25 protein-coding genes and 1 pseudogene are annotated in these 25,865 nt (G+C 64.5%); 14 read left to right on the top strand and 12 right to left on the bottom strand.

Features of this window, described 5'->3' with window-relative positions; genetic code table 11:
• Positions 1–41: 41 nt before the first annotated feature.
• Positions 42–545 (bottom strand): hypothetical protein, encoded by a 504-nt coding sequence (locus AC6I6L_RS09855; RefSeq protein ID WP_497917586.1) that lies wholly within the window; start codon positions 543–545, stop codon positions 42–44.
• Positions 546–845: 300 nt separating this feature from the next.
• Between AC6I6L_RS09855 and uvrA the strand changes: the two genes are divergently transcribed.
• A complete protein-coding gene (gene uvrA, locus AC6I6L_RS09850; RefSeq protein WP_497917585.1) occupies positions 846–3,809 on the top strand; it encodes an excinuclease ABC subunit UvrA in 2,964 nt (987 codons plus the stop codon).
• A 282-nt stretch (positions 3,810–4,091) separates the two neighbouring features.
• Here the strand turns inward: uvrA and AC6I6L_RS09845 are convergent, their stop codons facing one another.
• Entirely contained in the window at positions 4,092–5,567 is a 1,476-nt protein-coding gene (locus tag AC6I6L_RS09845; protein ID WP_497917584.1) for an ATP-binding protein, read from the bottom strand.
• Positions 5,568–5,730: 163 nt separating this feature from the next.
• On the opposite strand from AC6I6L_RS09845, the gene AC6I6L_RS09840 reads away from it, so the two are divergent.
• Positions 5,731–6,786, top strand: coding sequence for a WD40/YVTN/BNR-like repeat-containing protein (locus tag AC6I6L_RS09840; RefSeq protein WP_497917583.1), 1,056 nt, complete (start codon positions 5,731–5,733; stop codon positions 6,784–6,786).
• Between the two features lie 155 nt (positions 6,787–6,941).
• On the opposite strand, the gene AC6I6L_RS09835 is transcribed toward AC6I6L_RS09840, so the two are convergent.
• Positions 6,942–7,223, bottom strand: a complete 282-nt coding sequence (locus AC6I6L_RS09835) for a hypothetical protein (protein ID WP_497917582.1) — start codon at positions 7,221–7,223, stop codon at positions 6,942–6,944.
• Positions 7,224–7,417: 194 nt separating this feature from the next.
• Here AC6I6L_RS09835 and AC6I6L_RS09830 point away from each other — a divergent pair, with 194 nt between their 5' ends.
• The 3 genes from AC6I6L_RS09830 to AC6I6L_RS09820 all read left to right on the top strand — a co-directional run bounded on the left by AC6I6L_RS09830 (position 7,418) and on the right by AC6I6L_RS09820 (position 9,739).
• On the top strand, positions 7,418–7,735 hold the full coding sequence (locus AC6I6L_RS09830) for a 30S ribosomal protein S24e (RefSeq protein WP_497917581.1): 318 nt from the start codon (positions 7,418–7,420) through the stop codon (positions 7,733–7,735).
• 1 nt (position 7,736) lies between these two features.
• Positions 7,737–7,871 carry a 30S ribosomal protein S27ae gene (locus tag AC6I6L_RS09825; RefSeq protein WP_497917580.1) on the top strand — a complete coding sequence of 45 codons (135 nt, stop codon included), beginning with the start codon at positions 7,737–7,739 and terminating at the stop codon, positions 7,869–7,871.
• A gap of 98 nt (positions 7,872–7,969) precedes the next feature.
• Entirely contained in the window at positions 7,970–9,739 is a 1,770-nt protein-coding gene (locus AC6I6L_RS09820) for a bifunctional N(6)-L-threonylcarbamoyladenine synthase/serine/threonine protein kinase (protein WP_497917579.1), read from the top strand.
• An 83-nt stretch (positions 9,740–9,822) separates the two neighbouring features.
• On the opposite strand, the gene AC6I6L_RS09815 is transcribed toward AC6I6L_RS09820, so the two are convergent.
• Positions 9,823–9,999, bottom strand: coding sequence for a hypothetical protein (locus AC6I6L_RS09815; protein WP_497917578.1), 177 nt, complete (start codon positions 9,997–9,999; stop codon positions 9,823–9,825).
• A 262-nt stretch (positions 10,000–10,261) separates the two neighbouring features.
• Between AC6I6L_RS09815 and AC6I6L_RS09810 the strand changes: the two genes are divergently transcribed.
• The gene (locus tag AC6I6L_RS09810; RefSeq protein WP_497917577.1) at positions 10,262–10,549 is read left to right on the top strand and encodes a DUF5808 domain-containing protein; all 288 of its coding nucleotides are present in this window, start codon (positions 10,262–10,264) and stop codon (positions 10,547–10,549) included.
• 113 nt (positions 10,550–10,662) lie between these two features.
• On the opposite strand, the gene surE is transcribed toward AC6I6L_RS09810, so the two are convergent.
• From surE to AC6I6L_RS09795, 3 genes are all read right to left on the bottom strand, one after another.
• On the bottom strand, positions 10,663–11,496 hold the full coding sequence (surE, locus tag AC6I6L_RS09805; protein ID WP_497917576.1) for a 5'/3'-nucleotidase SurE: 834 nt from the start codon (positions 11,494–11,496) through the stop codon (positions 10,663–10,665).
• A 92-nt stretch (positions 11,497–11,588) separates the two neighbouring features.
• The gene (locus AC6I6L_RS09800) at positions 11,589–12,671 is read right to left on the bottom strand and encodes a Gfo/Idh/MocA family protein (protein WP_497917575.1); all 1,083 of its coding nucleotides are present in this window, start codon (positions 12,669–12,671) and stop codon (positions 11,589–11,591) included.
• Positions 12,672–12,777: 106 nt separating this feature from the next.
• Positions 12,778–14,460 carry an NADH-quinone oxidoreductase subunit D gene (locus tag AC6I6L_RS09795; RefSeq protein WP_497917574.1) on the bottom strand — a complete coding sequence of 561 codons (1,683 nt, stop codon included), beginning with the start codon at positions 14,458–14,460 and terminating at the stop codon, positions 12,778–12,780.
• Between the two features lie 82 nt (positions 14,461–14,542).
• Here AC6I6L_RS09795 and AC6I6L_RS09790 point away from each other — a divergent pair, with 82 nt between their 5' ends.
• Positions 14,543–15,193 (top strand): helix-turn-helix domain-containing protein, encoded by a 651-nt coding sequence (locus tag AC6I6L_RS09790; RefSeq protein ID WP_497917573.1) that lies wholly within the window; start codon positions 14,543–14,545, stop codon positions 15,191–15,193.
• A 22-nt stretch (positions 15,194–15,215) separates the two neighbouring features.
• Here the strand turns inward: AC6I6L_RS09790 and AC6I6L_RS09785 are convergent, their stop codons facing one another.
• The gene (locus tag AC6I6L_RS09785; RefSeq protein ID WP_497917572.1) at positions 15,216–15,470 is read right to left on the bottom strand and encodes a DUF7861 family protein; all 255 of its coding nucleotides are present in this window, start codon (positions 15,468–15,470) and stop codon (positions 15,216–15,218) included.
• Positions 15,471–15,591: 121 nt separating this feature from the next.
• Here AC6I6L_RS09785 and AC6I6L_RS09780 point away from each other — a divergent pair, with 121 nt between their 5' ends.
• From AC6I6L_RS09780 to arsM, 3 genes are all read left to right on the top strand, one after another.
• Complete coding sequence (locus AC6I6L_RS09780; RefSeq protein WP_497917571.1) at positions 15,592–16,137, top strand: XTP/dITP diphosphatase; 546 nt, start codon at positions 15,592–15,594, stop codon at positions 16,135–16,137.
• A gap of 185 nt (positions 16,138–16,322) precedes the next feature.
• On the top strand, positions 16,323–16,712 hold the full coding sequence (locus AC6I6L_RS09775; protein WP_497917570.1) for an ArsR/SmtB family transcription factor: 390 nt from the start codon (positions 16,323–16,325) through the stop codon (positions 16,710–16,712).
• Positions 16,713–16,752: 40 nt separating this feature from the next.
• Complete coding sequence (arsM, locus tag AC6I6L_RS09770) at positions 16,753–17,562, top strand: arsenite methyltransferase (protein WP_497917569.1); 810 nt, start codon at positions 16,753–16,755, stop codon at positions 17,560–17,562.
• 72 nt (positions 17,563–17,634) lie between these two features.
• On the opposite strand, the gene AC6I6L_RS09765 is transcribed toward arsM, so the two are convergent.
• The 4 genes from AC6I6L_RS09765 to AC6I6L_RS09750 all read right to left on the bottom strand — a co-directional run bounded on the left by AC6I6L_RS09765 (position 17,635) and on the right by AC6I6L_RS09750 (position 21,830).
• Positions 17,635–18,108: a DUF7384 family protein gene (locus AC6I6L_RS09765; protein ID WP_497917568.1), complete on the bottom strand. Its 474-nt coding sequence runs from the start codon at positions 18,106–18,108 to the stop codon at positions 17,635–17,637.
• A 182-nt stretch (positions 18,109–18,290) separates the two neighbouring features.
• Positions 18,291–19,388 carry a putative sulfate/molybdate transporter gene (locus AC6I6L_RS09760; RefSeq protein ID WP_497917567.1) on the bottom strand — a complete coding sequence of 366 codons (1,098 nt, stop codon included), beginning with the start codon at positions 19,386–19,388 and terminating at the stop codon, positions 18,291–18,293.
• Between the two features lie 163 nt (positions 19,389–19,551).
• A complete protein-coding gene (locus tag AC6I6L_RS09755; RefSeq protein ID WP_497917566.1) occupies positions 19,552–21,165 on the bottom strand; it encodes a methyl-accepting chemotaxis protein in 1,614 nt (537 codons plus the stop codon).
• A complete protein-coding gene (locus AC6I6L_RS09750; protein ID WP_497917565.1) occupies positions 21,162–21,830 on the bottom strand; it encodes a heme NO-binding domain-containing protein in 669 nt (222 codons plus the stop codon). Before AC6I6L_RS09750 ends, AC6I6L_RS09755 begins: the two co-directional genes overlap by 4 nt.
• Before the next feature lie 256 nt (positions 21,831–22,086).
• On the opposite strand from AC6I6L_RS09750, the gene AC6I6L_RS09745 reads away from it, so the two are divergent.
• The 4 genes and pseudogenes from AC6I6L_RS09745 (at position 22,087) to AC6I6L_RS09730 (ending at position 25,788) form a co-directional block, all read left to right on the top strand.
• Positions 22,087–23,151 carry an AIR synthase family protein gene (locus AC6I6L_RS09745; protein ID WP_497917564.1) on the top strand — a complete coding sequence of 355 codons (1,065 nt, stop codon included), beginning with the start codon at positions 22,087–22,089 and terminating at the stop codon, positions 23,149–23,151.
• 107 nt (positions 23,152–23,258) lie between these two features.
• Positions 23,259–24,053 (top strand): annotated as a pseudogene (thiD, locus tag AC6I6L_RS09740) (bifunctional hydroxymethylpyrimidine kinase/phosphomethylpyrimidine kinase); the annotation flags it as partial.
• Positions 24,054–24,173: 120 nt separating this feature from the next.
• Entirely contained in the window at positions 24,174–24,509 is a 336-nt protein-coding gene (locus AC6I6L_RS09735) for a tRNA-binding protein (protein WP_497917563.1), read from the top strand.
• Between the two features lie 109 nt (positions 24,510–24,618).
• Complete coding sequence (locus tag AC6I6L_RS09730; RefSeq protein WP_497917562.1) at positions 24,619–25,788, top strand: LolA family protein; 1,170 nt, start codon at positions 24,619–24,621, stop codon at positions 25,786–25,788.
• The last annotated feature ends 77 nt before the right edge of the window (positions 25,789–25,865 follow it).

Genomic DNA, 25,865 nt, shown 5'->3' with positions numbered 1-25,865 from the left:
ATAGTGAGAAGGTCGACTCCGTCGACAGTTGGCGGGAGTCCTCACTCCGATTCCGAGGAGTCCGCTTCGGCGGCGGCTTCACAGATGGTCTGGCGATCGTCGAAGTACGCCGGCGCGTCGCGGTCGACTTCGAACTCGACGATGCGAGTCAACGCGACCTGTGGGTCCTCGACGTCGCGCTGGAGCGACTCCGCGAGATCCGTGTACCCCGCGGCGAGGTCCTGAAACGCCCGCATCCGGGCCTGTTTGGCGTCGGCGAGCGTCTGTTTTTTCGAAAGGTCGCGCTCCAGTTTCTCGATCGACTCGAAGTCGACCTCGCGCTCGTTCGGTCGCGCCGTCGACGACGGTCCCGCAGTGGTGCCGACGTCGGCAGGATCGCCCTCGAGACGCGATCGGATTTCGGCTACTTCCTCGTCGATTTCGTCGAGCAGGACCCTGGTTTCCTCGCCCATTCGTTCGACGTATCCCGAAAGGAGGCCGGCCTGCGTCCGGCAATACTCGACGAACTCCGCGACGGTCAGCGAGGGCCCCGGATCGGTAGACATGAGAGTCTCTTCGGACCGACGCCCGAAGTGCGTTTGGACCGACGGTAGACGGTTCTCTCGTGTGACCGAACTCGACAGATCGATCACGCCGACGGTTCGGCCAGTTCTTCCGCGAGACCGGTACTCAAAGTGAGGTGTCGATCGCTCCTCGTCGACGATCGCGGCCGGGACGAAAAGATTGCTAGCACGCACCATGGTATTGGCCTTTCAGACTCGTTAAGTCGCTTCGGCCACTGGTTCAGTCACGATGGATCGAGCACCGAACCGACCACCCACACATATCAGCTCCACTACCAGACTATGAGCAAAGAGAACATCGAGGTACGAGGGGCAGAAGAGCACAACCTGAAAGACCTCGACGTTTCGATCCCCCGAGAGGAATTTACGGTCGTCACCGGCCTCTCCGGGTCCGGGAAGTCCTCGCTCGCGTTCGAGACCGTCTACGCCGAAGGGCAACGCCGGTACATCGAGAGCCTCTCTGCGTATGCCCGGAACTTCCTCGGCCAGATGGACAAGCCGCAGGTCGAGACCGTCGAGGGTCTCTCACCGGCGATCTCGATCGACCAGAAGAACGCGGCGAACAACCCGCGATCGACGGTGGGGACCGTCACCGAACTCCACGACTATCTCCGTCTCCTCTATGCGCGTGTCGGCACGCCCCACTGCCCCGAATGTGGTCGCGAAGTTGGCGAGCAATCGGCCCAGAACATGGTCGAACGCATTCTCGACCTCCCGGAGGGAACGAGAGCCAAACTCGCCGCGCCGGTCGTTCGCGACCAGAAAGGAGCCTTCGAGGACCTTTTCGAGGAACTCGTCTCGGAGGGGTACGCCCGCGTCGAGATCGACGGCGAGGAACACGACCTGACGACCGACGACCCCGATCTGGACGAGAACTTCGACCACACGATCGACGTGATCGTCGACCGCGTGAAGGTCTCCGTCGAGGATCGACCGCGGATCATCGACAGCGTCGAGACCGCACTCGATGAGGCCGAGGGCGTCCTGAAGCTGATTCTTCCGGATCCGCCCGAGGGAGCCGCCGAAAACCTCGGCGAAGAGGCCCGTCGGACGGGCGCGCTCGGCGACGAGACCGACACGGACGATCGGTTCGTCGTCGAGTTCTCCAAGGACCTCGCCTGCACCCACTGCGGGATCGACGTCCCGGAGATCGAAACTCGCTCGTTCTCGTTCAACTCGCCCCACGGGGCCTGCCCCGAGTGCGAGGGGCTGGGTGAGACGAAGGAGGTCGACGAGGACCTCGTTCTGGTGGACGAATCCAAGTCGCTCAAACACGTCTTCGAGCCCTGGAGCTACAACCGATCGTACTACCAGACCCGACTCGACGCCGTGGCGGAGCACTTCGACGTCTCGCTGTCGACGCCGTTTGCGGACCTCGATTCGGACGTTCAACAGGCATTCCTCTACGGCACTAGCGAGCAAGTGCTGTTCAAGCGCCGGACCAAAAACGGCACCCGGCGGAAGCGAAAGCGCTTCGAAGGAGTCATTCCGAATCTTGAGCGGCGGTACATCGAGACGGACTCGGACTCGACCCGCGAGCACATCGAGGACTACATGTCCGTCACCGAGTGTCCGGCCTGTGACGGCACCCGCCTCAAGCCCGCCTCTCGGGCCGTTCTCGTCGATGACACCTCGATCACCGGAATCAACGCGTTGAGCATCGGGGACGCCCTGGCCCACTTCGAGTCGATGGAAGCCGACCTCACCGAACGCGAGAAGGTGATTGCCGAGGAGATCTTGAAGGAGATCCGCGCCCGCCTCGGGTTCATGTGCGAGGTCGGCCTCGATTACATCACGCTCGATCGAGAAGCCTCGACGCTCTCCGGTGGTGAGAGCCAGCGCATTCGCCTCGCGACGCAGATCGGCTCCGGCCTCGTGGGCGTGTTGTACGTCCTCGACGAACCCTCGATCGGACTCCACCAGCGGGACAACGATCGGCTGCTCGATACCTTAGCGGAACTCCGCGACCTGGGGAACACGCTGATCGTCGTCGAGCACGACGAGGAGACGATGCGCCGGGCGGACAACGTGATCGACATGGGTCCCGGTCCGGGCAAGCGCGGCGGCGAAGTGGTCGTCAACGGTTCCGTCGATAAACTCATCGACTGTGAGAAGTCGATCACCGGCGACTACCTCTCGGGTCGCCGGCAGATCCCGGTGCCCGACGAGCGCCGCGATCCGGACGGCGCGCTCACCATTCTGGGTGCCCGCCAGCACAACTTAGACGACGTCGACGTCGACATCCCACTCGGTTGTTTCACCGCGATCACGGGCGTCTCCGGGTCGGGCAAATCGACGCTCATGCACGAGGTGCTCTACAAGGGCCTCGCCCGGCGGATGAACGACAACACGAGCGTCATTCCGGGCGACCACGACCGTCTGGAGGGCCTCGACCAGATCGAAACCGTCCGGCTGATCGATCAGTCGCCGATCGGTCGCACGCCGCGATCGAACCCCGCCACGTACACGAACGTCTTCGACTACATCCGAGACCTGTTCGCCGCGACGAAACTCGCCAAACAGCGCGGCTACGAGAAGGGGCGATTCTCCTTCAACGTCAAGGGCGGTCGCTGCGAGGAGTGTGGCGGCCAGGGCACGGTAAAGATCGAGATGAACTTCCTCTCGGACGTGTACGTCCCCTGTGAGGAGTGTGACGGCGCGCGGTACAACGACGCCACGCTCGACGTCACCTACAAAGGAAAAACGATCTCGGACGTCCTCGACATGAGCGTCGAGGAAGCCTACGACTTCTTCGAGTCCTCGAGCCAGATCCGCCGCCGGCTGAAGCTGCTGAAAGACGTCGGTCTCGACTACATGCAACTCGGTCAGCCGTCGACGACGCTCTCCGGCGGGGAAGCCCAGCGCGTCAAACTGGCCGAGGAGCTCGGCAAGAAAGACTCCGGGGAAACGCTGTACCTCCTCGACGAACCGACGACCGGCCTCCACAGCGAGGACGAGCGAAAGCTGATCGACGTCCTCCACCGGCTGACCGACAACGGCAACACCGTCGTCGTCATCGAGCACGAACTGGATCTCGTCAAGAACGCGGATCGAGTCATCGACCTCGGTCCCGAAGGCGGCGAGAACGGCGGCGAAATCGTCGCGACCGGGACGCCGGAAGAGATTGCCCGGCTCGACGCCTCTCACACCGGCCGCTACCTGCGCGACCTGCTTCCGGACGTCGATCGCGAGGGGCCACGCGGCGAGCGCGTCGACCCGGTGACGGCACCGATGGACGACGACTGATCGCGTCGTTCCGTCTCGGCCACGTCAGGCAATCGTTCCGCTCGTCGATACGGGGTGGCGCTCGTTCGAGTGCCGACCTCGAAACGATGATCAAAGTCGGCGTTTGCGACATCGACGCAGGTAATCTGCAGCGTGGCTCGGACGGGCGCTCCACTCGTCGCAGTTGAAGCAGGCCTCCGCAGCAACGTTTTATATCACGTTCAACAACTCGAAAGACATCGAGATGACCCAGGTTCTCTCGGGAGATATTACGACCGCGAACGACGACTAACGCTCGACGGCTCACTGCGGCATCGGCGTAGCTGACGATGCCGAAGCGCCCGGCGTTTCGTACGGGAACGAGAGCGTGACGATCGTCCCGCCGTCGGGCCGATCGGCAAACCGGAGATCGCCGCCGGCGTTCTGGACGATCCAGTTGACTAGCCAGAGACCGAGCCCCGATCCGTGATCGAGCTGGGTTTCCTGCCCGTCGAGTACGGCCCGGCGTTCGGCGTCGGGAATTCCGGTCCCATCGTCGCCGACGGTGAACTCGAGTCGCGTCTCGCGCTCGTAGGCGATCGTCCGAACGGCGATTTCGACGGTCGGTTCGGTGGTCCCGTCCGCGCTGTCGGTGTACTCGTGGTGTTCAACGGCGTTGTCGACGAGTTCGTGGAGGGCATCGACGACGCTGCCCTGGACGGTCGGTACGGATGCTCCACACTCCTCGATCTGTGAAACGATCCGTGCGTTCGGATAGGCCGCCGTGGCCCGATCGACGGCCGATCGAACGGCGTCGGTCGCTTCGACGACGTCCGCCTCGCCGCGACGGTCGAGCGTGCGCTCGATGCCACGAGCTTTGTCCGCTGTCGCCAGCAGATCGTCGATCTCCTTGCGAATTGGGTCGACGTGTTGGTTCTCGAGTTCCGGATCCCGTTCGCCGACGAGGTTCGCGTGGCCCCGAATCACCGTAAACGCGTTCCGGAGGTTGTGGCGGAGAACACGGTTGAGGACCTGAATCCGCTGTTCGCGATCACGCTGTTCGCTGACGTCGCGGGCGACGACGACGTAGCCGTTTTCGAGCGCGCTGATCGTGACGTCGATCGGAAACGTGGTGCCGTCGGTTCGCTTTCCTGTCACCGTCCCGCGCCAGTAGTGACGGTCGGAGAGGGCGGGGACGGCGTCGCGTTCGATGCATCGTTTTGCGGCGTTCGTGTACAGCAGATCCCAGCGACGCCCCTCGAGGGTGGAGCCGTCGCGGATGTCATAGAGGGACGCGTAGGCGTCGTTGACGTAGCCGTACTGGTCGTCCTCGACGATCGCGATGCCGTCCATCGAGGCGTCGACGGCGTGTGAGAGCCGTTCGTTTTCCGCGTGGTGGTGAGAGAGTTCGACGTAAAAGTGGCCGAGGACGGCACCGAACCCGGCACCGACGCTGACGGCGGTCAGGGCCGGTTGTGCGGCACCGCCGTAAAACCCGCTCCGAAGCCACAGCAAGTAGATCGCCCACACGCAGATCACGCACACCACCGCACTACAGCCGAGCGAACTGACGGTGACGATCGTCTCCCGACAGAGGGATCGATCGTCGGCCGACCGCAGGCTATACCAGATCAGTCCGGTTCCAGTCAGTACGGGTACCGATAGTTCCAGCACCAGCGTCGACGGAGACCCGCCGAAAATCACGGCATATGCGCCGGCAATCACGAATAGGCCGAGGCCGACGATCGCCACCGAGTACTCGCGAGCGCGATCGAATGCGCGGCGAGTGGAATCGGCCATCGTCAAATCAGTATGTCATTATCAGACACACTTAATAAATTAAATGGCAGAATAGTTGACACCGTCTGCAGCAACCGTCTGGACGGTCGGGAGGACGTGAATTTCGCGACAACGACAGTCAAGCCACCGCGAATTGTTTGACACTCGATCGCGTAGAACCGGTATGTCCACCGCGTTCGTCCCGCTGTACGATCGACTGCTCGTCTGCCAGCGTACCGATGCGGACGGCTGGACCGCCTCCCCGAAACTCGAAGGGTACCGACTCGAATGCGTCGCAGTCAGCCCCGACCCGTCCGAGCAGGTGTTCGTCGGCACCTTCGAGGACGGCCTGTACGGGAGCACCGACGGCGGCGAGTCGTTCGATCGACTCGAGCGGTTCGTCGCCGATCGCACCGACTCCGACGCTGCAAACGAAGGGACTGCCAGCGAGAGCGATCCCGTTACGTCACTGACCGTCAGTCCCCACGACCCGGATATCGTCTATGCCGGAACCGAACCGAGTCGCGTCTACCGATCGACGGACGGCGGTGAGAGCTGGACCCACCTCGACGGCATCGTCGACCTGCCCTCCGAGTCGGAGTGGTTCTTTCCGCCCCGGCCGGAGACCCACCACGTTCGCTGGCTCGAGGTCGATCCGTTCGATCCCCATCGACTCCTCGTCGGCATCGAGGCCGGCGCGTTCGTCTACAGCACGGATGGCGGCGAAACCTGGCAGGAACGGCCGCCCGGGTCGCGACGGGACAATCACAGTCTCGCCGTCCACCCCGATCGAGAGGGGCGGCTCTACGCCGCGGCGGGCGACGGCTACGCCGAGAGCGACGACGGCGGCGAACACTGGAACCACCCACAGGAAGGGCTCGACCACCGCTACTGCTGGAGCGTCGTCCCCGACCGCAACGACCCCGATCGCGTGCTGATCTCGAGCGCTAGCGGCGCGCGGACGGCGCACACGGCCGATCGGGCTGACTCATACGTGTATCGCAAAAACGGAGTTGACGAGGAATGGGAACGACTCGACGATCGCGGACTGCCGATGGGCGAGGGCGTCGTCCGCGCCGTGCTGGCCGCCAGCCCTGAGGGCGAGACGGTGTATGCGGTGAACAACCGTGGCCTGTTCGTCACCCGAGATTTCGGTGACTCGTGGGAACGGGTCCCGATCGAGTGGACGGACGAACTCGAGGCGAAAACGCCGCGGGGACTGGCCGTCGTAGCCGATTGACGAACTGACGATTCCCGAAGGGGCATCTCGGGGAGCCGGATCGTGAGCACGGGAGTGAGTCGTTTCGCGAGGACAGTGATTCGAAAAGAACGGGTGCCGAAAACGCAGAAGAACAGGTGCCGAAAACGCAGACCGCGACGGGGAGACGATCGATCCTATCGCTTCGAGCCGCGACCGAACCGTGAGAGCCGTTCACGACTCCGTTCGGGAACGCGGATCGAGTGATCGTCGTCGATTAGCGTCGTGGTGAACGCGAGTCCGGCGATACACAGCAAAATGAGGACGCCGCCGATCGCCGTCAGCGGTCCCAGACCGCTCAGGAAGAGACTGCCTACGAGCACGATCGAGCCGACGAGCTGGCCGAGCAACAGTCCGCCGAAGACGATCGTTTCGGTGTCGATACGCGATTTCGCCGCGGGATGTGTGTTCGTGCCCATACGAATACTGACGCGCCGTAGCGACCTAACCAACTCCCGCGATCGACCGGTAGGTCCGGTGATCTGACCGGTTCTCGGGTACTCGGCGCCCGTTCACGGAATCGGCGTCTGCGGCCGTCCTCACCCGAACGGGTCCCCCGCTTCGAAATCCTTTTAGGCGCTACACGGGGATAGTAGGATAACTGAGCGATATCATGGACGTCGACATCATCTCCGAAGACGAGAACCCCATGTTGCATCGAACGGACGTCACTTTCGAACTGGTCCACGAGGACGCCACCCCCTCGCGCCTGCAAGTCCGAGACAGTCTCGCTGCGAAGCTGAACAAGGACGCCGACGAGGTCGTTATCCGCAAACTCGACACGAAGTTCGGGATGCGCAAGACCGTCGGCCACGCGAAGGTCTACGAGACGGCCGATTACGCCCGCGACGTCGAACAGGACCACATGCTCGAGCGCAACAAGATCGGTGCCGAGGAAAGCGACGCCGACGCCGAGGCGGAGGAAGCCTGAGATGGCGCGCTACGAACTGTACAACGACGACGGCACCACGGACCGCGAGAACTGTCCCCGCTGTGGCGATACGTTCCTCGCAGACCACGGCGATCGTACGCACTGCGGAAAGTGCGGATACACCGAGTGGGAATAGCGAGGTATCGAGCGTAGCGAGATGCCTCGAGTACTGCGAACGGTGAACAACGTGAGCCGTGAGCAAGCGTGCGATGTGCCGCACGATCTCGATAATTCGTGAGCACCGGCATTCGAGTACTCGGAATCGAAGGCACCGCCTGGGCGGCCAGCGCGGCGCTCTACGACACCGAGACTGAGGACGTGTTTATCGAGACCGACGCCTACCAGCCCGAGAGCGGCGGCATTCACCCCCGCGAGGCCGCCGAACACATGCACGACGCGATCCCCCGCGTCGTCGCCACGGTACTGGACCACGCCCGCGAAACGAGCGATCGGCCAGCCAGCGAGTCATCGATCGACGGCGACGAACACAACCCGTCGGGCCAACGGGCCGTACCTGTCGACGTCGTCGCGTTCTCTCGGGGGCCCGGACTCGGGCCCTGTCTGCGCGTCGTCGGCACGGCCGCGCGGGCGCTGAGCCAGACCCTCGGCGTGCCGCTGGTCGGGGTCAACCACATGGTCGCCCACCTCGAAATCGGCCGTCACACCTCCGGTTTCGACTCCCCGGTCTGTCTGAACGCAAGCGGCGCGAACGCCCACCTGCTTGCGTATCGAAACGGTCGCTATCGCGTCCTTGGCGAGACGATGGACACGGGAGTCGGGAACGCAATCGACAAGTTCACCCGCCACGTTGGCTGGTCCCACCCCGGCGGCCCGAAAGTCGAGGCCGCGGCGAAAGACGGCGACTACGTCGACCTTCCGTACGTGGTCAAGGGGATGGACTTCTCCTTCTCGGGGATCATGAGCGCCGCGAAGCAGCAGTACGACGATGGAACCTCCGTCGAAGATATCTGCTACTCGCTGCAGGAGACGATATTCGGAATGCTCACCGAAGTCTCCGAGCGCGCGCTCTCGCTGACCGGCAGCAACGAACTCGTGCTGGGCGGCGGCGTCGGGCAGAACGCACGACTCCGGGAGATGCTCCGCGAGATGTGCGCCCAGCGGGGGGCCGAGTTCCACGCCCCCGAGCCCCGCTTCCTCCGGGACAACGCGGGGATGATCGCCGTCCTCGGCGCGAAGATGTACGCGGCGGGCGACACCCTCGCGATCGATGAGTCGCGCGTCGATCCGGATTTCCGGCCCGATCAGGTACCGGTTCGGTGGCGCTCAAAGCCCGAGCGCAGCGAAGACCCCGGAGACGAAAGCGGCGGCGAGGCCGTCCAGGGTGCCGAAGCAATCGTGGATCTCGATCCCGACGCCGGAACCGTGACGAAGCGGCGCGTCGCAAAGACCTACCGCCACCCCGAACTCGACGATCGACTGCGCCGAGAGCGGACCCGGATCGAAGCGCGACTGACGAGCCAGGCCCGCCGCGGGGGCGTTCCGACGCCCGTGCTCTCCGACGTCGATTCCGCCGAATCGCGGCTCGAAATGGAGCACGTCGGGGATCGAGATCTGCGATCGATCGTCCAGCGAGAGGCGACGGCCGCGGCGGCCGACCGGGTTCGGGACGTGGGTCGGCACCTCGCGCTGGTACACCGGGCCGGGTTCGTCCACGGCGATCCGACGACGCGAAACGTCCGCGTCGGTGGACGTGCGGCGTGCGTCGATGGCCGTGGGGCGTCCCGGAACGAGCGAGAGACGGAGGGCCGCGAGCGAACCCCCGATCGAACCTACCTGATCGACTTCGGGCTCGGCTATCACACCGACCACGTCGAGGATTACGCGATGGACCTCCACGTCTTCGACCAGAGCCTCGTCGGCACCGCCGAGGACCCGGCCCCGCTTCGAGCGGCCGTCCGCGACGGCTATCGCGAGGCCGGTGAGGAGCGGGTTCTCGATCGTTTACGGGAGATCGAAGGACGCGGTCGGTACGTCGAGGGCTGAGAAGGGCCAGAACGCGAGCGGTCGAACGCCGCCCGTCGACCGACCGTCGTCGGAAGGTGACCGCTACCAGAACTCGATCGCTGCTACCGCGAAATTCCCAGCGGTCGCTTGCAGTTCTTACAGAGAAAGAGGTCCCGATTTCCGTAGAGGCGTATTTCACCGTTCTCGAGTTCGATTTCGCTGACCTCCTCGCCTGCGGTTAGCTGGTCGTCGGAGTCGATCGTCGTCTCGCAGTCCGGACAGTGCAGTTCGGATCCCATCGTGGGTGGTACGCGTCTCGGAACTAAATAGCCATCACAGGACCGCTTCGAGGGGTTGTGCCGGTTTCGATCGTCCGTATCTCGTCGTCGCGTGGGCGTCGTGCGACCACGGTCGAATTGAGTCGGGACCGGCACCGAGACGGACGCGCGACGGCAGTCGGAGCGACGACAGAACTCGAACAATCACTCATCTGAACTGAACAAGTTCCGTGACTGAGACGAGCACACAATACTCTTATTCGGGGAGGTCGTACGTCCGGGCATGGCAGATAAGCCCACCTCCGGAGAGATTCTCGGTGTGCCGTACAACTTCGATCGACCGAGCATCGGCCGCATGCTCTCGACGTACTGGCAACCCGGCGAAGGAATGCTCGTCGAGAAACCCTTCGGCATCGGCTACACGCTGAATCTCGCCAACTGGCGATCGTGGATCGTCGTGCTCATCGCCGGCGCGCTCCTCTGGCAGCAAGAACAGGGCGGAAGCCGAACCACGGACGAGAGCGACGACGGGCCGGTCGAAGTCATCGTCGACGAGGACTCGACCGAGTAGCGACGACAGTCGTCGGTTTGCTGACGGCTGCAGTGGATGCCTGCCGATTTCGTGTTCTACCGGTTCGGTATCGAGAGCCTCGGTAATGGCCGTGAACTCGCTTCGTCACGCGGTCAGACGCCGTTCCCGGCGACGAACCGATCGAGTGCCGCGTGGTCGGTCCGTCTGTACGGCACCGCCAGCGGGGAGATGCTCGTCCGGCTCGCGAGGATTGCCCGGCGATCGGTGCCAGGGTCATCGGGAATCTCGCCGTCGGCCATCTGCTCCCACAGCCGGTTGTGAAGCTGGAACGTGCCGTCCTCGACGCTGCCGTCCATCTCGTACACCGTCGAGGGATGTGTGAGTTCCATCCCGGTCGTCTCCCGGTGGGGACCGGGCGTGTTCACGTTGAGGTAGTCGACGCGCTCGAAGACGTCGTTTGCGAGCGTGTACTCGACGAGGTCGGCCGTGAGCGCCGCCGGTTCGGAAAACGAGTCTGGTTCAAAGTCGCCCTCGTAGCCGAGTTTGTCCATCGAGACGGCGATCGAGGGTGTGTCGAGAAAGGCGGCCTCCATCGCGGCGCTGACGGTGCCCGATCGCGAGAGGACGTACGCCCCGATGTTCGCGCCGGGGTTACAGCCGGCGACGACGACGTCGGGTTTGGGGTCGAGCGCACCCAGGCCAACGATGACGCAGTCACAGGGCGTCCCGTCGATCGCGGCCCCGAGTTCGTGGTCGGCGTGGGGGACGGGACTCGAGAATTCTGCGGTTCCAAAGCCGACGTCGAGGTCGTCGCCGTCGCCCGCCGTCCGGCCGTAGGAAAGCGATCGCCCCACCGCACTTCGGTTATCGGCGGGTGCGAGGACGGTAACCGACCCGATCGCGGAGAGCGCGTCGTACAGGGCGCGGAGGCCGGGCGCGTCGATACCGTCGTCGTTGGTCAGGAGGATGTGGGGCCCGTCGCTCATCTATCGGTCTCTCACGTCGGAGTCGAGTAAAAGCTACGCGTTCCGGTGGCGTTCAAGAGGGTTCCTGCCGGCGGCCGTCTTCGCGGAGCCGGTTACTCGTCGATCGAGACCGACTGTCCGGTCTCGGCCGAGCGGTAGATGGCGTCCATCACGCGCTGGACGGTCAGCCCCTCTTCGACGGTTCCCAGGGCGGGTCGGTTGCCGGTCGCGACGGCGTCGAGGAAGCGTTTGTCGCTGCCGGACCAGCCGGCGTAGTCGATCGAGCCGTCGGTGAGCGTGGCGTCGAGGCTGTGGTCGGTGCCCTGCGTCCCGCTGCGATAGAGTGTGAGATCGCCGCCGCCGAGTTCGAGTTCGGCCCCGGCCTCCGTACCGCGGGCGACGAAGTCGGTCGTTTCGGCCTGGTTCGCGGCCCACGTGACTTCGAGGGACACCGTTCGATCGTCAGCACAGCGGATCATCGCCGTCGCGGAGTCCTCGACGTCGAACACTGCCTCCTCGGTCTCGTCGTACCAGTCGTTTGGGTCGACGTAATCGTCTCGGTGGCCGAACTGGGATCTGGTGACGGCGAAGACCTCCTCGACGGCGGGGTACCCCATCAGGTAGAGCGCGAAGTCGATCGCGTGGACGCCGATGTCGACGACGGCACCGCCGCCGGCCAGTTCCTGGCTGGTAAACCACGAGCCGACGCCGGGGATGCCCCGCCGGCGAACGTAGTTCGCGTCGACGTGCGCGATCTCGCCGAAGTACCCCTCTTTGCGGTAGTCGGTGAAGACTTCGGCACCCGTCGAGACGCGGTTGTGGAAGTTCACCGCACAGAACCCGTCGCTCTGGGCTGCCGCGGCGGCGATCCGTTCGGCGCTCGCGAGGTCGTTCGCGAGCGGTTTCTCACAGAGCACGTCGTACCCCCGTTCGAGCGCGGCGACGACTGCGTTTTCGTGGAACTTGTTCGGCGTCGAGACGGCGATCGCGTCGAGGTTCTCGCCGTCGTACATCGCATCGAACTCCTCGTAGGTCCGGGCATCGTACGTCTCCGTAAACTCCGTACGCGTCTCGGGGACGAGATCGACGCCGGCGACGACGTCGTGACCGAACTGTTCGGCGTTCGAGGCGTGGGTCTGGCCCATAAATCCGAGACCAACGACGCCCAGGCGGACGGGTTCGTCTACAGTACTCATACCCGAGTGAATCGTCTCGCGGGTTGAAAGGGTTGTGCGTGGCGGTGACTGTTGGGGATTGCAGAATCACGACTCGCTCTCGCGACGAGGCGAAGGGAGTGCGGCGTTACCGATCGACTTCGCCCATGATACAGTCCAGACTGCCGATCGCCGCGATCAGGTCCGCAACGTATTCCCCGCGGGTGATCTCGGGAAGCACTGAGAGATTGGAGAAACAGGGACTACGGATTTTGAACCTGGCCGGCGTGTCCGTTCCGTCCGATCGGATGTAGATGCCGAGTTCGCCCTTGGCGGCCTCGACGGCCCGGTAGATTTCGGCGTCGCGATCGGGCTTGAGCGTCCGCGGAACGTTCGCCTGAATTTCGTGATCGTCTTCGGGCCAGTCTGCGAGCAGGTCGAGACACTGCTCGACGATCTTGGCCGACTCCTCGACTTCTCGCATGCGAACGAGCACCCGCGAGTAGTTGTCGCCGTCGGGTTCGGTGACGACGGTCCAGTCGAGGTTCGGGTAGTAGCCGTAGGGGTCGTCCCGGCGCAGGTCGTAGTCGATCCCCGAGCCGCGAGCGACGGGGCCGGTACAGCCGTACTGTCTGGCCGTCTCCGCGTCGAGGATGCTCGTGTCGATACATCGAAGCTGGAACACCTCGTTCGTCACGAGCAGGTCGTGGTACTCCTCGATCTTCGCCGGCAATCCGTCGAGAAACGCCCGAACCTGCTCGACGAACTCCTCGCGGGGTTCGGGAAGGTCCCAGGCGACCCCGCCCAGCCGAAGGTAGTTAAACATCATCCGCTGGCCCGTCAGCGACTCGAGGATGTCGAGGACGAGTTCCCGGTCCCGAATCGCGTACTGAAAGATTGCGGTGAACTCCCCGAAAACGTCGAGGGCGTACGTGCCGAGCGCGATGAAGTGCGACGCCAGCCGGGAGAGTTCCGCGCCCATCGTTCGTATCACCTGAGCGTACTCGGGGACCTCGATGTCGGCCAGATCCTCCGCAGCGCGGGCGTAGGCCCACTCGTTCAGGAGACCCGAGGAAACCCAGTCCCATCGATCGGGGTAGGGCATGATCTGGTGGCGGTACGTAGATTGTTGGCACAGCTGTTCCTCACAGCGGTGGATGTAGCCGATATCGGGGTCGGCGTCGACGACGGTTTCCCCGTCCAGTACAGCTTTGACGTGGAGCACCCCGTGGGTCGAGGGGTGGTGCGGGCCGATATTCAGGAACATCGTCTCCGACTCCGCATCGTGCTCGTCGCCGGCGATCGGGTTCGCGTGCTCCGAAAGCGTCACCACCTGTGGCTGTTCCTGATCGTAGTCGATCGACAGCGGGTGACCTTGCCACGTCTCCGGGAGGAGAATCCGCCGGAGGTCGGGGTGGTCCGTATACTGGATACCGACGAGGTCGTAGGCCTCGCGTTCGTGCCAGTTCGCCGTTTCGTAGACCGGCGCGGCGGACTCGCTTACCGGCTCACTCGTCGGCGTCGGGACGACGACGCTCACCTCGCGAGTCGGGTCGGCGTACGACCGCAGGTGGTAGATCGTCTCGAACCGATCGGGGTACTGCTGGGCCGTGACGCAGGCGCAGTGGTCGAAGTCCGCCTCCTCGCGGAGTACGGTCAGTGCCGCTTGCACCTCGTCGGGCCTGATGACGAACCCCGGCGCGTTCAGGTGGTCGTCCCGTCCGAGCGCGTACTCGGTGAGCAACGCTTCGAGTTCCGGCGGCTGGTCGGCGCTCGATCGATCGGTTCGCGATCGACCGGGCGCGGACTCGGTCGACGACTGTGGAGGCATACGGATCAGTTAGCCCGGAACCGGGGAGACGCTGCTGCGCCACGCACTAGGGTATTTATATCACACCGCTGAACGGTAGCGTATGAAAACCGTTCGGCTCACCCTTCAGCACACCGCCGAGACGGTCCACCCGATGCACCGGTTCGTTTCCGAGAGCGACGCCTTCGAGGACTACCGGATGGTCCACGGGAGTTTCGCGGACGACGACGAGCACGCGTTCATTTTCCACATCGTCGGCGACGCCGAGCGCTACGAGTCCGCCCTGACCGAGTTCGGCGGCGTCACGTCCTACGACCTGACGCGGACGAGCGAGCACTCGTTTTCGGTCTACGTCCGTGACGTTCCCGACGAGGTCGGCAGCCAGTTGATCGATACGTTTTCACAGGGAAGTCTCGTTCCTTTACCGCCTCTGGAGTACCGAATGGACTGGTCGGTCCGCTTTTCGGTCGTCGGCGAAGCGGCGGACCTCAAACGGGCGCTGGCCGAGGTTCCAGACGGAATCGACCCGGTCGTCGAGGGCGTTGGCGAGTACGACGGGGCCGACTCGGTAGCCGGGGCGCTAACCGCCCGCCAGCGGGAGGCGCTGCGCGTCGGTCGCGACCTGGGCTACTTCGACGTGCCCCGATCGGCAGGGGTCGAAGATGTGGCCGCGAAACTAGACTGCGCGCCCGGAACCGCCGCCGAACACCTCCGCAAGGCCGAGGCGACGGTGATGAACGAACTGGAGTTATGACTCCTGGACTCGCTCGCTGAAGTTAGCCCCTGCCGTGTTTTCGGTACCAGACCCGTTCTCCGATCGGGGACTCGGCGTCGTCGAGCTCCAGCCGACTCAAGAATAGGTCCCGAATGGCGAGGGTGACGGTAAGTTCGATCGACTCGCCGGCTTCGGTCCGGACGGCGACTACGCAGTGGCCGTCTCGCTCGTCGATCGATTCGATCGTGCCGGGCGACCATCGATCGACGTGGTGGGTCGGCTTTTTCGCGTGGATTCGATCGTGATTTGCAGCCATGCGCCCCAGTTGGGGACCTATCGACTTCGGCCCCTCGCTCGACGATCGAAGTACGATCGATTTCGAGCGGAAGTACCGCGCAACCGACGACACTTTGTCGCCGTCGGACCCCTCATCGCACATGACCATTCGGTTCGTCACTGGCAACGAAGGAAAAGTCGAGGAAGCGCGCGAGTACTTCGAGGGAATCGAACGCATCGAACAGGTCGAGTACGCCTACACGGAGATTCAAAGCGACTCGCTCGAGGAAATTGCAGCCCACGGCGCGCGCGAGGCCTTCGAGGCGCTGGGCGGCGAGGAGCCCGTACTCGTCGACGACACCGGGCTGTTCGTCGACGCCCTCGGCGGCTTTCCCGGGCCCTATTCTGCGTACGTCGAGGACACCGTCGGCGTCGAACGACTCTGGCGGCTGGCGAGCGCGGAGGAAAACCGGCGAGCGCGCTTTCGGACGGTGATCGCTTACGCGGGTGAGACCGGGACGAAAACGATCGAGGGCTCGGTCGCCGGCACGCTGGTCGCCCCGCGAGGCGAGGGCGGCTTCGGTTACGACCCGATTTTCGAGTACAACGGCCAGACGCTGGCCGAGATGAACACCGAGGAGAAAAACGCGATCTCACATCGCGGTCGCGCACTGGCCGCGTTCGCGGACTGGTACGCCGACCAATAGAATCAAATCGACCTTTTTCGATTTGGAATCGCAATTATAGAGAGACACTCGACCATGTTCTACGATAAATCGCGTATCGACTCATCCACCATAGGTTTATATCGGCTGAAGTCGATATAACGTACGTGAGACGATGACATCGAACAGCCGTCTTACATGCCAAAACCAAATCGAGAAATCACGATATGACTGTCGATAACGACCAGCTCGAAGACGCCTGTCGATCGCTCGAACAGCTGTACGACGACGTCGAGGACCCCGAAGGAACCCTCGAGGAACTGCGATCGGACGACGAAACCGTCGAAACGCGGGCAACGGTCTTCGGCGCGCTCGCGAACGACCACCGCGTACGGATTCTTGACGCCCTCCGCGACGGGGAGCGATGCGCCTGTGAGTTACAGGTCGTCCTCGAGGCTCCCCAGTCGACGGTCGCGACGCACCTCCGGACGCTCCGGGACGCCGGACTGGTCAAGACCCGGAAAAAAGGTCGCTGGACGTACTACCGGATCGCGGACACCGTAGTCTTCGAGTTGCTCGACCTCGCTGCAGCCGTGGACGTACCGATCGAGGACTGACGACGGACCATCACTACCCGCGGATCAACACCACCAGCAAATGACTGACGACAATACGACACGGACCGACACCGATCCATCGAACCGCCGATCGAGCGTCCGCGAGGAGTACGGCTCGATCGCGACCACCGACGGCGACTGCTGTGGCACCGCCGCGTTCGACGCGACCGACGAAACGGCGGCCACCGTCGCGACGAGCGACGAGACGGCCGCCGATCGAGCGCGGTCGATCGGCTACGAAGAACGCGACCTCGAAGCGACGCCCGATGGGGCCAATATGGGCCTCGGATGTGGCAATCCCGTCGCCATCTCGAATATCGAGGCCGGCGAGACCGTCCTCGATCTCGGCTCGGGCGGCGGGTTCGATTGCTTCCTCGCCGCCCGCGAGGTCGGCCCGGAGGGGCGAGTTATCGGCGTCGACATGACGCCGGAAATGCTCGAGACGGCCCGAGAAAACGCTCGTGAGAACGACGCCGAGAACGTCGAGTTCCGACTCGGGGAGATCGAGCATCTCCCGGTCGCGGACGGGGAAGTCGACACGATCATCTCGAACTGCGTCCTCAATCTCTCGCCAGAGAAGCCGCGGGTCCTCGCGGAGGCGTTCCGCGTGCTTCGTCCCGGCGGCACGCTCGCGGTTTCGGACCTCGTTGCGACGGAACCGCTCCCCGAGGAACTCAGAGAGAACCCCGACGCAATCAACGCCTGCGTCGGCGGCGCTGCGATCGTCGACGACCTCGAAACGTGGCTCGCAGACGCCGGCTTCGTCGACGTTTCGATCACGCCCAAAGGCGAATGGACCGAGGACGCACCGGTCGTCTCCGCGCGGATCGAGGCCCGGAAACCGGCGTAAGCGACGGTACCGACGCCCGCGTAATCGGCGGGTATCAGGGCTGCGAGTCGGTATCAGGGCCGCGAATCGGTATCAGGCTCGCGGATCGCGATCGGGACCCGGATACTCGCCGCCCTCGACGACCTCGTAGAGACTTGCGGGGTCGAACAGCCGGGCGAACGCGTCCGGCGGACGAACGCTGACGGAAACCCGCGGCTGAAGGGTCAGGCCGGCTTTTGCCGAGCCGAGCCGATCGTCGTAGGAGAGCAGATGTGCAGCCTGGCCCTGATACGCCGAGGCCAGCGCGGGGTGATCCCCCTCCGGCTGGTCGACGGCGATCCGATCGGTTTCGAGCCGATCGCGGTGGTCTGTCGCAAGCGTCGGGTCGGCCAGTGTTGCGACGACGCGCTCGGTTCGATCGAGCAGCGGGTCGCTCGCGACGAGATCGACCCAGGAGTGACGGCGGACGTGGTCGAGCGCCTCCCGGGCTGGGCCGCCGACGAGCAGGTCGGCCGCCAGGACGGTCTCGTCGGCGACGACGCGGGCCGGGTTTGGTGTCTCAGCCATTTCCTTTCTCCTCCAGTTCGTCGCATGCCTCACGAACGGCGTCGAGGTCGATATCGTATTTTCGGCTTCGATCGAACAGGTCGCCCCAGCTCGCGGTCATTGCCGGTGGTTGGATTCGCGGGGTGAAAAGCCCGCGCGTCTCGGACCCGATCAGGGCCACGTGTCACCCACTGGACGGCGGGCTACCGGGAAAGCAGCCACCAGCCGATCGCGCCGAGCACGAATGCAATCCCGACGTTGACGACTACGCCGACGATGCCAATCGCGGCGACGAACGCGATCGATCGCCCGCCACCGACGGGCGCGAATGCGGCCCGACCGAGTTCGAGGGCGACGACGACGAGCAACACGCCGAGCAGGGCAAGCGGGAACGCCGCCAGCAGCGCGCCGGCGGCGACCAGCGCGAGCGCGAGGTAGCCGACGCCCAGCAGGACGTTCGCCCCGCCAGTTCGGGCACCGAAGGCGTATTTCCCGGCGAGGCCGCCGCTGCCGTGGCACATCGGCACTCCGCCGATCGGGATCGCCGCGAGACAGGTGACGCCCATGCTCTGGGAGAGGTCGTCGGCCGAGACGTCGCGGTCGTAGAGATCGCCACAGAGCAGCGCGGTCGCTATCGCGGCGTTCCCGATCGTCATCCCGAGCTGGGCGACGGTCCCCTCGAGTGCGGCCCCGCTGAACGTGGGGGTGCCCGCGGGAAAGAGCGCGGCCTGCGGGAGCGTCGGCGATGGGACGCCGGCCGTCGCGACCGCGGCGACGCCACCCAGTCCGAGTACGACCAGCACGCTCGAGTGGCGATAGCCCACGAACGCGAGGATTGCGACGATCGAAAGCCCCGCAGCGGCGACGGTCACGTTCCCCAGTGAGAGGCCGACCGCGGCCTCGAGCAACAGGAGGGCGACGGCGAACTGGACGCCGCGGACGACAGGCTCGCCGACGACCTGTTGGAGTCGATCGACGAACCCGAGACGACCGATCGCGAGCAAGACCGCCCCCGCGAGGAGGCCCGCTGCAGCGAGTTCCGGATAGGACAGCGAGCCGACGATCGCCAGCCCGACGAGGGCCTTCATCGGCTCGACGGAGAGCGGGAGTCCGTAGAAGAGCCCCCAGACGATCTGGAAGACGCCGAAGCCGACCAGGACGTGTGGCAGCGAGACCGTCGTCGTCGCAGCCAGCGCGACTAGCAGGGGGAGCACCGTAACCGAGTCACCTAGCGCACCCGTCAGTTCAGACGCGGAGAACTCGAACTCGCGATCGGTCTCCAGGCTGGTCGAGTACGCCATTTGCATCCGGTATGCGATCGTTGGCCTTCATCGTTTTCAGTAACCGTATCTCGTTTCGTGGCCCGCGTATGAAGGGTGAATCAGTTACGCCCGAGAGTGCCGGTAATCGTGAACTGCCCGCAAGAACCGCGAATCCGTTGGCTCCGTACGTCCCCTGAGTCAATTACCGCCCCTGAGCACCGTCGCCGATCGTCTCGGGAACCGGACTCGCGGTCGACACCGCTTCCGGATCGACGTCGTCGTCGCCGGTCCGCGCCTCGGGGAGATCGTATCCGCGCTCGGTCTCGTAGCGCTCGAGGTGGGCGTTCAACTCGCTGGCCTGCTCGATGAGGACGGTCGCACTCTGGGCGACGTGAGAGAGCGCGTCCGCCTGTGCGCTCGCGCGGCGTGCGGCCCTCGCGGACGACGTTGCCGTCTCCTCGCTCGTAAAGGCGGCATCTTCGATCATCGCCACGGTTTCCTGCGTCGACGCCGCCTGCTGTTCGGTCGCCGCGGAAATCTCCTGAACGCCGTCGTTCGTCCGCTGTGCGAGTTCCGCGATGCCCTCGAGTGCGTCCGTCGCGGCTTCGACCTCCGCGACGCTGTCTTCGATCCGATCGCGACTCGTCCGGACCTGATCTGCCGCCGACGTCGCTCCCTCCCTGAGGTGTTCGAGGCGGTCTTCGACGTCTCTAACCGAGTCGTGGACCTGATCAGAAAGCGACTTGATTTCGTCGGCAACGGCACCGAACCCCTGTCCGTCGCCGGTCGACGACCGGGAGGCTTCGATGTTGGCGTTGAGCGCCAGCATGTTCGTCTGCTCGGCGATCTCGCTGATCGACTCCACGAGGTCGTCGATCTGCGCGGCCTCGTCCTCGAGGTCCTCGATCTCCTCGAGCGTTCGTTCGGTCTCCTGATCAATAACTGCCATTCCCTCGATCGCGTTCCCCGCCGCACGGCTCCCCTGTTCGCCGGCCCGCGCCGTCTCGTCCGCCGTATCGGCAACCTCGGAAGCGGTAGCCGCGATCTCCTCGATCGTCGTCGACAGCGATTCCATCTCCAGGGCGACGGTCCGAAGCTGATCGTGCTGTTCCTCCGTATCGGTGACGACCGTCGAGAACGTGTCGCTCGTTCGCTCGCCTTCCGCTCGAACCGTCTCCATGCTCGCGTTGAGTTCTCGGCTGTAGGTGACGACCTCGCCGGAGAACGATTTCAGCGTCGAGAACGTCTCTTCGATCTCGGAAAGCATCTCGTTCGAGTGGCCTGCCAGTTCGTCGATCGAGTCGTGACGGCCGGCCGTCGGAAACCGTTTCGTGAGATCGCCCTGCGCGACCTCCTGCGTCGTCTCGGCGTGGGCCGTCACCGTGGCTTCGAGATCGCCCAGAGACTGATCGACCTGCTCGCCTACTTCGAGTCGATCCCGGATCGCTGCCAGCCGCATCGCGAGCGTGCCGACCTCGTCGTCCCGATCGGTCTCGAATTCGACGTCGTGATCGCCTTCTTCGAGGCTTTCAGCGGTGTCGGACAACGCCTCGATCGATTGCCGGAGTTCATCCCGCTGGCGCGGTGCGGCCCTCGCATCGGAGACCGCGGCGATCGCGATGGCCGTCACGCCCGTCGCAACCACGCCGGCAGCGCCGATCGCAATGGCCTCCGTCTCGATCGCCAGTGGCTGGTCGAGGGCGACGGTCGCAATCGCGACGGCGCCCAGTCCGGCGAGTACCGCGACGATCCCGAATCCGATCGGGCGATCGGACTGAATCGCGTTCGGAAGCCGGGAGGAACCGGTGGCTGTCATCGGTTGACCCCCGGAGAGTCGCTTGCATCGGGTTCGTGTGCGGTAGAGTTGTGCGTGGCGGATTCGTTCCCGGCGTCGCGTTCCTGGACGGCGTCGAATTCGAAGCCGACGCTGGATTCGGTTTGCTCGGCTCGCTCGATGACGAACTGACAGGTCTCGTCTCCGTCGTGCATACAGGTGGTCTCCGTCAGCGTGAGTGGTTCGTCGAAGTGGTCTGCGACCCCCTGGATCGCCCCGCGTGCGATGTCACACAGCATCCGATCCGAGTCGTACGTAATTTTCACGCGATCGGGACCGAGTCGCTCGGAGCGGATTCGCGGCGTCGTCAGCTCCGTGAGGTCTCGGGTCCGCAGGGAAGTGTGGAACTGCTGAATGTTCGCGATGAGTTCGAGTCCGGTCCACTGGTCGTCGATGTGGAGGTCGTACGTCTCTAGCAGGGCTGGAACGACCCACCGTCCGTACTCGGTAAGAATCGTCCGTGCACCCTTCCCGGTACGTTTTCCGGCCGTTTTCGCGATTTCGTACACGTCCCTGTCAGGGTAGACCGTCACCGGCACGTACACCTTTTCTTCGATGTCGGCATCGCGTTGAATATCGAGCCAGGCGTCGTCGCCGTACGTGTCGACGACGAAGTCCTGCAACGTTTTCAGAATAATTCCGTGCATTAGCGCCCTCCTCGACTCGCCTGCCGCCCGTTGTTCAGCCAGTACGTGGTCGTAGTCACGATGTGTCACCACTAGTCTGGAGCTACAAGAAATAACGGTTTTGTATAAATTCAGTAGCACTTACCATAGTGTGAACGGCGAGGGTCGGAGAATTTCGCCAGCACCAGCCCGGTAGGTTCCGACAGTGCCGTTCGCCAGCGTCTACTGAGCGTTCAAATCAGTACCGCTAAGAGGGCGCAAACGGCATCGAACACCTGTGAGCGACCTCGGCAAAATCGATCGATCGGTCTTCGAACGCCGCGTCGCGCCGAATCTCGGGGCCGATCGCGACGACGTCTCACTCGGTCCGAGCCACGGCGTCGACTTCGGCGTCCTCGACGTTGGCGGGCAGGCGCTCGTGACGGCGACGGACCCGGTGTCGATCCTGCCCGCGATCGGGTTCGAGCGGGCGGCGCGGTTCGCGCTGGATCTCATCCTCGCCGACGTGGCCGTCAGCGGTGTCCCGCCGTCGCACCTGTCGATCTGTTTCACCCTGCCCCCGGCGATGACCGACGACGAGTTCGCGACGGTCTGGGAGACGATCCACGCCGAGTGTCGAGACCTCGGGGTGGCGGTCGTCACGGGCCACACCGCGCGCTATTCCGACTCGTCGTACCCGTGGGTGGGCGCGGCGACGGCGATGGGCGTCGGTGATCACGAGGCGATCGTCCGCCCGGACGGGGCGAGTGCGGGCGACCGACTCGTCCTGACGACCGGACCCGCCGTCGAGTCCGTCGGCCTTCTGAGTACGCTCTTCCCCGATCGCCTGGCTGTTTCCGGCGACGTGATCGAAGCCGCCCAGAACCGTATCGAAGAAGTCCACTGCGTGCGCGACGCCCTCACCGCCGCCGCGGCGGGGCCCGTGACGGCGATGCACGACGTGACCGAGGGCGGACTCGCGGGCGCGCTGAACGAGATGGCCGACGGCGCGGGCGTGCGGTTCGCGATCGATCGCGACGCCGTTCCGATGCGTCCCGGCGTCCGCGAGGTGTGTGCGCATCTGGAGATGGACCCGTGGGCGGCGACGAGCTGTGGCTCGCTGGTGATCGCAGTCGAGCCTGATGGCATCGACGACGTGTTGGCAGCGCTCGAAGATCGCGGCACGGTGGCCGCCGAAATCGGCCGCGTGGAGGCGACCGCCGACGAGAGCGAACGCGGATCGAACGGCGACGAGAGCGAACGCGAAGCAACCGAGGGCGAGGTGCTCGTCGACGGCGAACGACTCGAGCATCCGGGCGTCGATCCGTCCTGGGCCGCTTACGCCGACCTGGCCTCTGAGTAGCCCGGCGGGTGGACCATCATCGCGCTATCCACCACCCTGAACCATCGGCGCGCTATCCGCCAACCCGGACCATCACCGCTTTGTACAACAGCCGAATAGAGTCGTGTATGAGAGCGCCAGCACCCGAATCGCGACCGATCGCGTTGACGATCGCGGGCAGCGATTCCGGCGGCGGGGCCGGGATACAGGCCGACCTCGCGACGATGGCAACCCACGGCGTCTTCGGCACGTCGGCAATCACCGCGGTCACGGCCCAGCACACCCGCGGTGTCGAGTCCTCGTTCGTCCTGCCCGACGCGGAGGTGGCGGCCCAGATCGAGGCGGTTACGGACGATTTCGCCGTCGAGGCGGCCAAGACCGGAATGCTCGCGACGACCGAAATCGTCGAAACCGTCGCGGAGTACGCAACGGGGTTCGAGTTTCCGCTGGTCGTCGACCCCGTGATGGTCGCCACCTCGGGCGATCGACTGCTCGAACCCGACGCCGAACGGGCCTACGAGACGCTGTTCGACGAGGCGACAATCGTCACCCCGAACGCGGACGAAGCCGCGGTCCTGACCGGCGTCGCCGTCGAAGACGAGTCGAGCGCACGCGAGGCGGGCGAGGCGCTTCGCGAGTTGGGTGCCGACGCCGCACTCGTCAAGGGCGGCCACGTCCCCGGCGAAACGGTCCGGGACGTGCTCGTGACGGGTGACGGTACAACGACGTTCGAACACGAACGGATCGACACCGACGCGACCCACGGCTCGGGCTGTACGCTCGCGGCTGCGATCGCATCCCGACTCGCGCTCGGGGACCCCCTCGAACCCGCCGTCGAGGGTGCGACCGACTTTCTTGCGCGGGCGATCGAGCACCACTACGACGTGGGACGGGGTCCCGGCGCGGTCAATCACTCGGTCGATCGGTAGGCGAAGTTCGTTCGGTAGGTGAAGTTCGTTCGGTAGCCGACGCGCGATCGAGACGGGGCGAGCGTCATCGACGTTCTCGACGGGCTTTATGGGGTATCGAGTTCACGATCAGGTATGGTCGAGAGTCCGTTCGATGTCGAAATTCGCGTCGGTGAAGTACTGGACGCCGAAGCGTTCACGGAGGCGAACAAGCCGAAGATGACAAAACTCTGGATCGATCTGGGCGACGAGCACGGAGAGATTCAGTCCGCGGCGCAACTGGACCACCACTACGATCCCGAAGACCTCATCGGACGACAGGTCCTCTGTGGGACGACCCTCGGCTCGGTGCGGATCGCGGGCTTCAAATCCGAGGCGCTGACCGTCGGCGTTCCCGACGACAGCGAGGAGGAGTACCCGGTTCTCGTCGAACCGGACAAATCGGTTCCGCTCGGTAGTCTCCTGTTCTGACTACCTCGAACGACTCGCTCGTCCGGGCGATCTGTTCGAGCCGATCGTTTTCCCCGGACGACATATTATAAATCAACTAACTTATTAGCGATCGAGAAAATCGCTGTGTATGTACCGTCGTCGGTTACTCGCGGTGGGCGCGACCGTCTCACTCGCCGGCTGTTCGACTACGGTCGATCGAACGACTGGGACCGAGCCCGATGCCGACTCCGATCCGGATCCCGACGCGTTGCTTCGCGACGCCATCGAGACGCGCAAACGCATGGACACGCTGGCTGGCCGTCGCGTCGTCACCGCTGACGCCGAGGGCGGCGGGATGGAGCGAACCGAACGGATCTACGAGCGACCGCCGGCGAAAAAACGGATCGACGTTCAGGACGCGACGAATGCCACGGTTTCGCCCGGAGACGTCGCGGTAACGACGCGCCCGGCCACGTGGGAGTACGATCGGGACGCGAACGAAGCCACGAAGCGACACCATCCACACCGGGTGTTTGCCGATCGGGTCCGGCTCGTCCTCGAGAACTTCCGTGAGGAGTGCTGTCTGACGTACGAGGGCACGGAAACCGTCGCCGGTCGGGAAGCCTACGTGATCGAGGCCGCGCCACCCCCCGACGCGGACGTCGAGCGATCGATCGACATCCTCGTCGGGGATACGACATACGTCATCCCGCTCGAGGAAGTACCGCCGGAGGAACTCGACGGGGCCGAGGTGACCCGGACGGTCTCCATCGCGGTCGACGACCGGTACCCGATCAAAGAGCGAGATGTCGTCGCAATCGACGACCGAGAACTCCACAGCCTGACCGCCGTCTTCGAGGAACTAACGATCGATGGCGACTTCGAGGACGGGACCTTCGAGTACGAACCGCCGGCCGACGCCACCGTCACCGAAACCGGACTCGAGCCGGAAGGAATCTACGAAACGCCCGCCGACGCCGAGACCGTCGCTCCCTACGACCTCCCCGATCCCGAGCTTCCGGAGCCGTACGTCCTCGATCGAGTCACCGTAGTCGAAACGTCCGCGCGAACGACGACGACGCTGTGGTATCTCGACCCGACGTGGACCGAACGGGAGATCTACGTCAGCGTTCGCGACGAGCCGCGGTTCAACGAAGACGTCCTCGAGCGCGTCGAGGTCGACGGCCGCGAGGCGTTCTATCGCGACGGCCGGATCGAGAGCGTCTTCTGGAACTGCGGCGGACTGAGTTACGAAGTGTCGAGTCCGGATGTCGCCGAACCCGTCGTCGACATTGCCGAGACGATCGACTGTTCCTGACCGGCCGCGATTGAGTCGCTACCGGGCGCTGATTGTCGAGAGCTGAGACGCTGCCGAACGGTGATCGACGCCCGATC

It is taken from the genome of Halosolutus sp. DAT137, assembly GCF_059736405.1.
Note: the sequence above shows the minus strand (reverse complement) of the source record. Positions and strands in the feature narration are given on the sequence as shown.

Bases quoted from the DNA above. Each gene is read 5' to 3' on its own strand.
- AC6I6L_RS09815 (WP_497917578.1), bottom strand. From the start codon at position 9,999: ATGGGATCCGAACTGCACTGTCCGGACTGCGAGACGACGATCGACTCC.
- AC6I6L_RS09855 (WP_497917586.1), bottom strand. From the start codon at position 545: ATGTCTACCGATCCGGGGCCCTCGCTGACCGTCGCGGAGTTCGTCGAG.
- AC6I6L_RS09775 (WP_497917570.1), top strand. From the start codon at position 16,323: ATGACTGTCGATAACGACCAGCTCGAAGACGCCTGTCGATCGCTCGAA.
- surE (WP_497917576.1), bottom strand. From the start codon at position 11,496: ATGAGCGACGGGCCCCACATCCTCCTGACCAACGACGACGGTATCGAC.
- AC6I6L_RS09785 (WP_497917572.1), bottom strand. From the start codon at position 15,470: ATGGCTGCAAATCACGATCGAATCCACGCGAAAAAGCCGACCCACCAC.
- AC6I6L_RS09795 (WP_497917574.1), bottom strand. From the start codon at position 14,460: ATGCCTCCACAGTCGTCGACCGAGTCCGCGCCCGGTCGATCGCGAACC.
- AC6I6L_RS09825 (WP_497917580.1), top strand. From the start codon at position 7,737: ATGGCGCGCTACGAACTGTACAACGACGACGGCACCACGGACCGCGAG.
- AC6I6L_RS09780 (WP_497917571.1), top strand. From the start codon at position 15,592: ATGACCATTCGGTTCGTCACTGGCAACGAAGGAAAAGTCGAGGAAGCG.
- AC6I6L_RS09840 (WP_497917583.1), top strand. From the start codon at position 5,731: ATGTCCACCGCGTTCGTCCCGCTGTACGATCGACTGCTCGTCTGCCAG.
- uvrA (WP_497917585.1), top strand. From the start codon at position 846: ATGAGCAAAGAGAACATCGAGGTACGAGGGGCAGAAGAGCACAACCTG.
- AC6I6L_RS09750 (WP_497917565.1), bottom strand. From the start codon at position 21,830: ATGCACGGAATTATTCTGAAAACGTTGCAGGACTTCGTCGTCGACACG.
- AC6I6L_RS09765 (WP_497917568.1), bottom strand. From the start codon at position 18,108: ATGGCTGAGACACCAAACCCGGCCCGCGTCGTCGCCGACGAGACCGTC.
- AC6I6L_RS09800 (WP_497917575.1), bottom strand. From the start codon at position 12,671: ATGAGTACTGTAGACGAACCCGTCCGCCTGGGCGTCGTTGGTCTCGGA.
- AC6I6L_RS09760 (WP_497917567.1), bottom strand. From the start codon at position 19,388: ATGGCGTACTCGACCAGCCTGGAGACCGATCGCGAGTTCGAGTTCTCC.
- AC6I6L_RS09790 (WP_497917573.1), top strand. From the start codon at position 14,543: ATGAAAACCGTTCGGCTCACCCTTCAGCACACCGCCGAGACGGTCCAC.
- arsM (WP_497917569.1), top strand. From the start codon at position 16,753: ATGACTGACGACAATACGACACGGACCGACACCGATCCATCGAACCGC.
- AC6I6L_RS09835 (WP_497917582.1), bottom strand. From the start codon at position 7,223: ATGGGCACGAACACACATCCCGCGGCGAAATCGCGTATCGACACCGAA.
- AC6I6L_RS09810 (WP_497917577.1), top strand. From the start codon at position 10,262: ATGGCAGATAAGCCCACCTCCGGAGAGATTCTCGGTGTGCCGTACAAC.
- AC6I6L_RS09730 (WP_497917562.1), top strand. From the start codon at position 24,619: ATGTACCGTCGTCGGTTACTCGCGGTGGGCGCGACCGTCTCACTCGCC.
- AC6I6L_RS09735 (WP_497917563.1), top strand. From the start codon at position 24,174: ATGGTCGAGAGTCCGTTCGATGTCGAAATTCGCGTCGGTGAAGTACTG.
- AC6I6L_RS09830 (WP_497917581.1), top strand. From the start codon at position 7,418: ATGGACGTCGACATCATCTCCGAAGACGAGAACCCCATGTTGCATCGA.
- AC6I6L_RS09755 (WP_497917566.1), bottom strand. From the start codon at position 21,165: ATGACAGCCACCGGTTCCTCCCGGCTTCCGAACGCGATTCAGTCCGAT.
- AC6I6L_RS09845 (WP_497917584.1), bottom strand. From the start codon at position 5,567: ATGGCCGATTCCACTCGCCGCGCATTCGATCGCGCTCGCGAGTACTCG.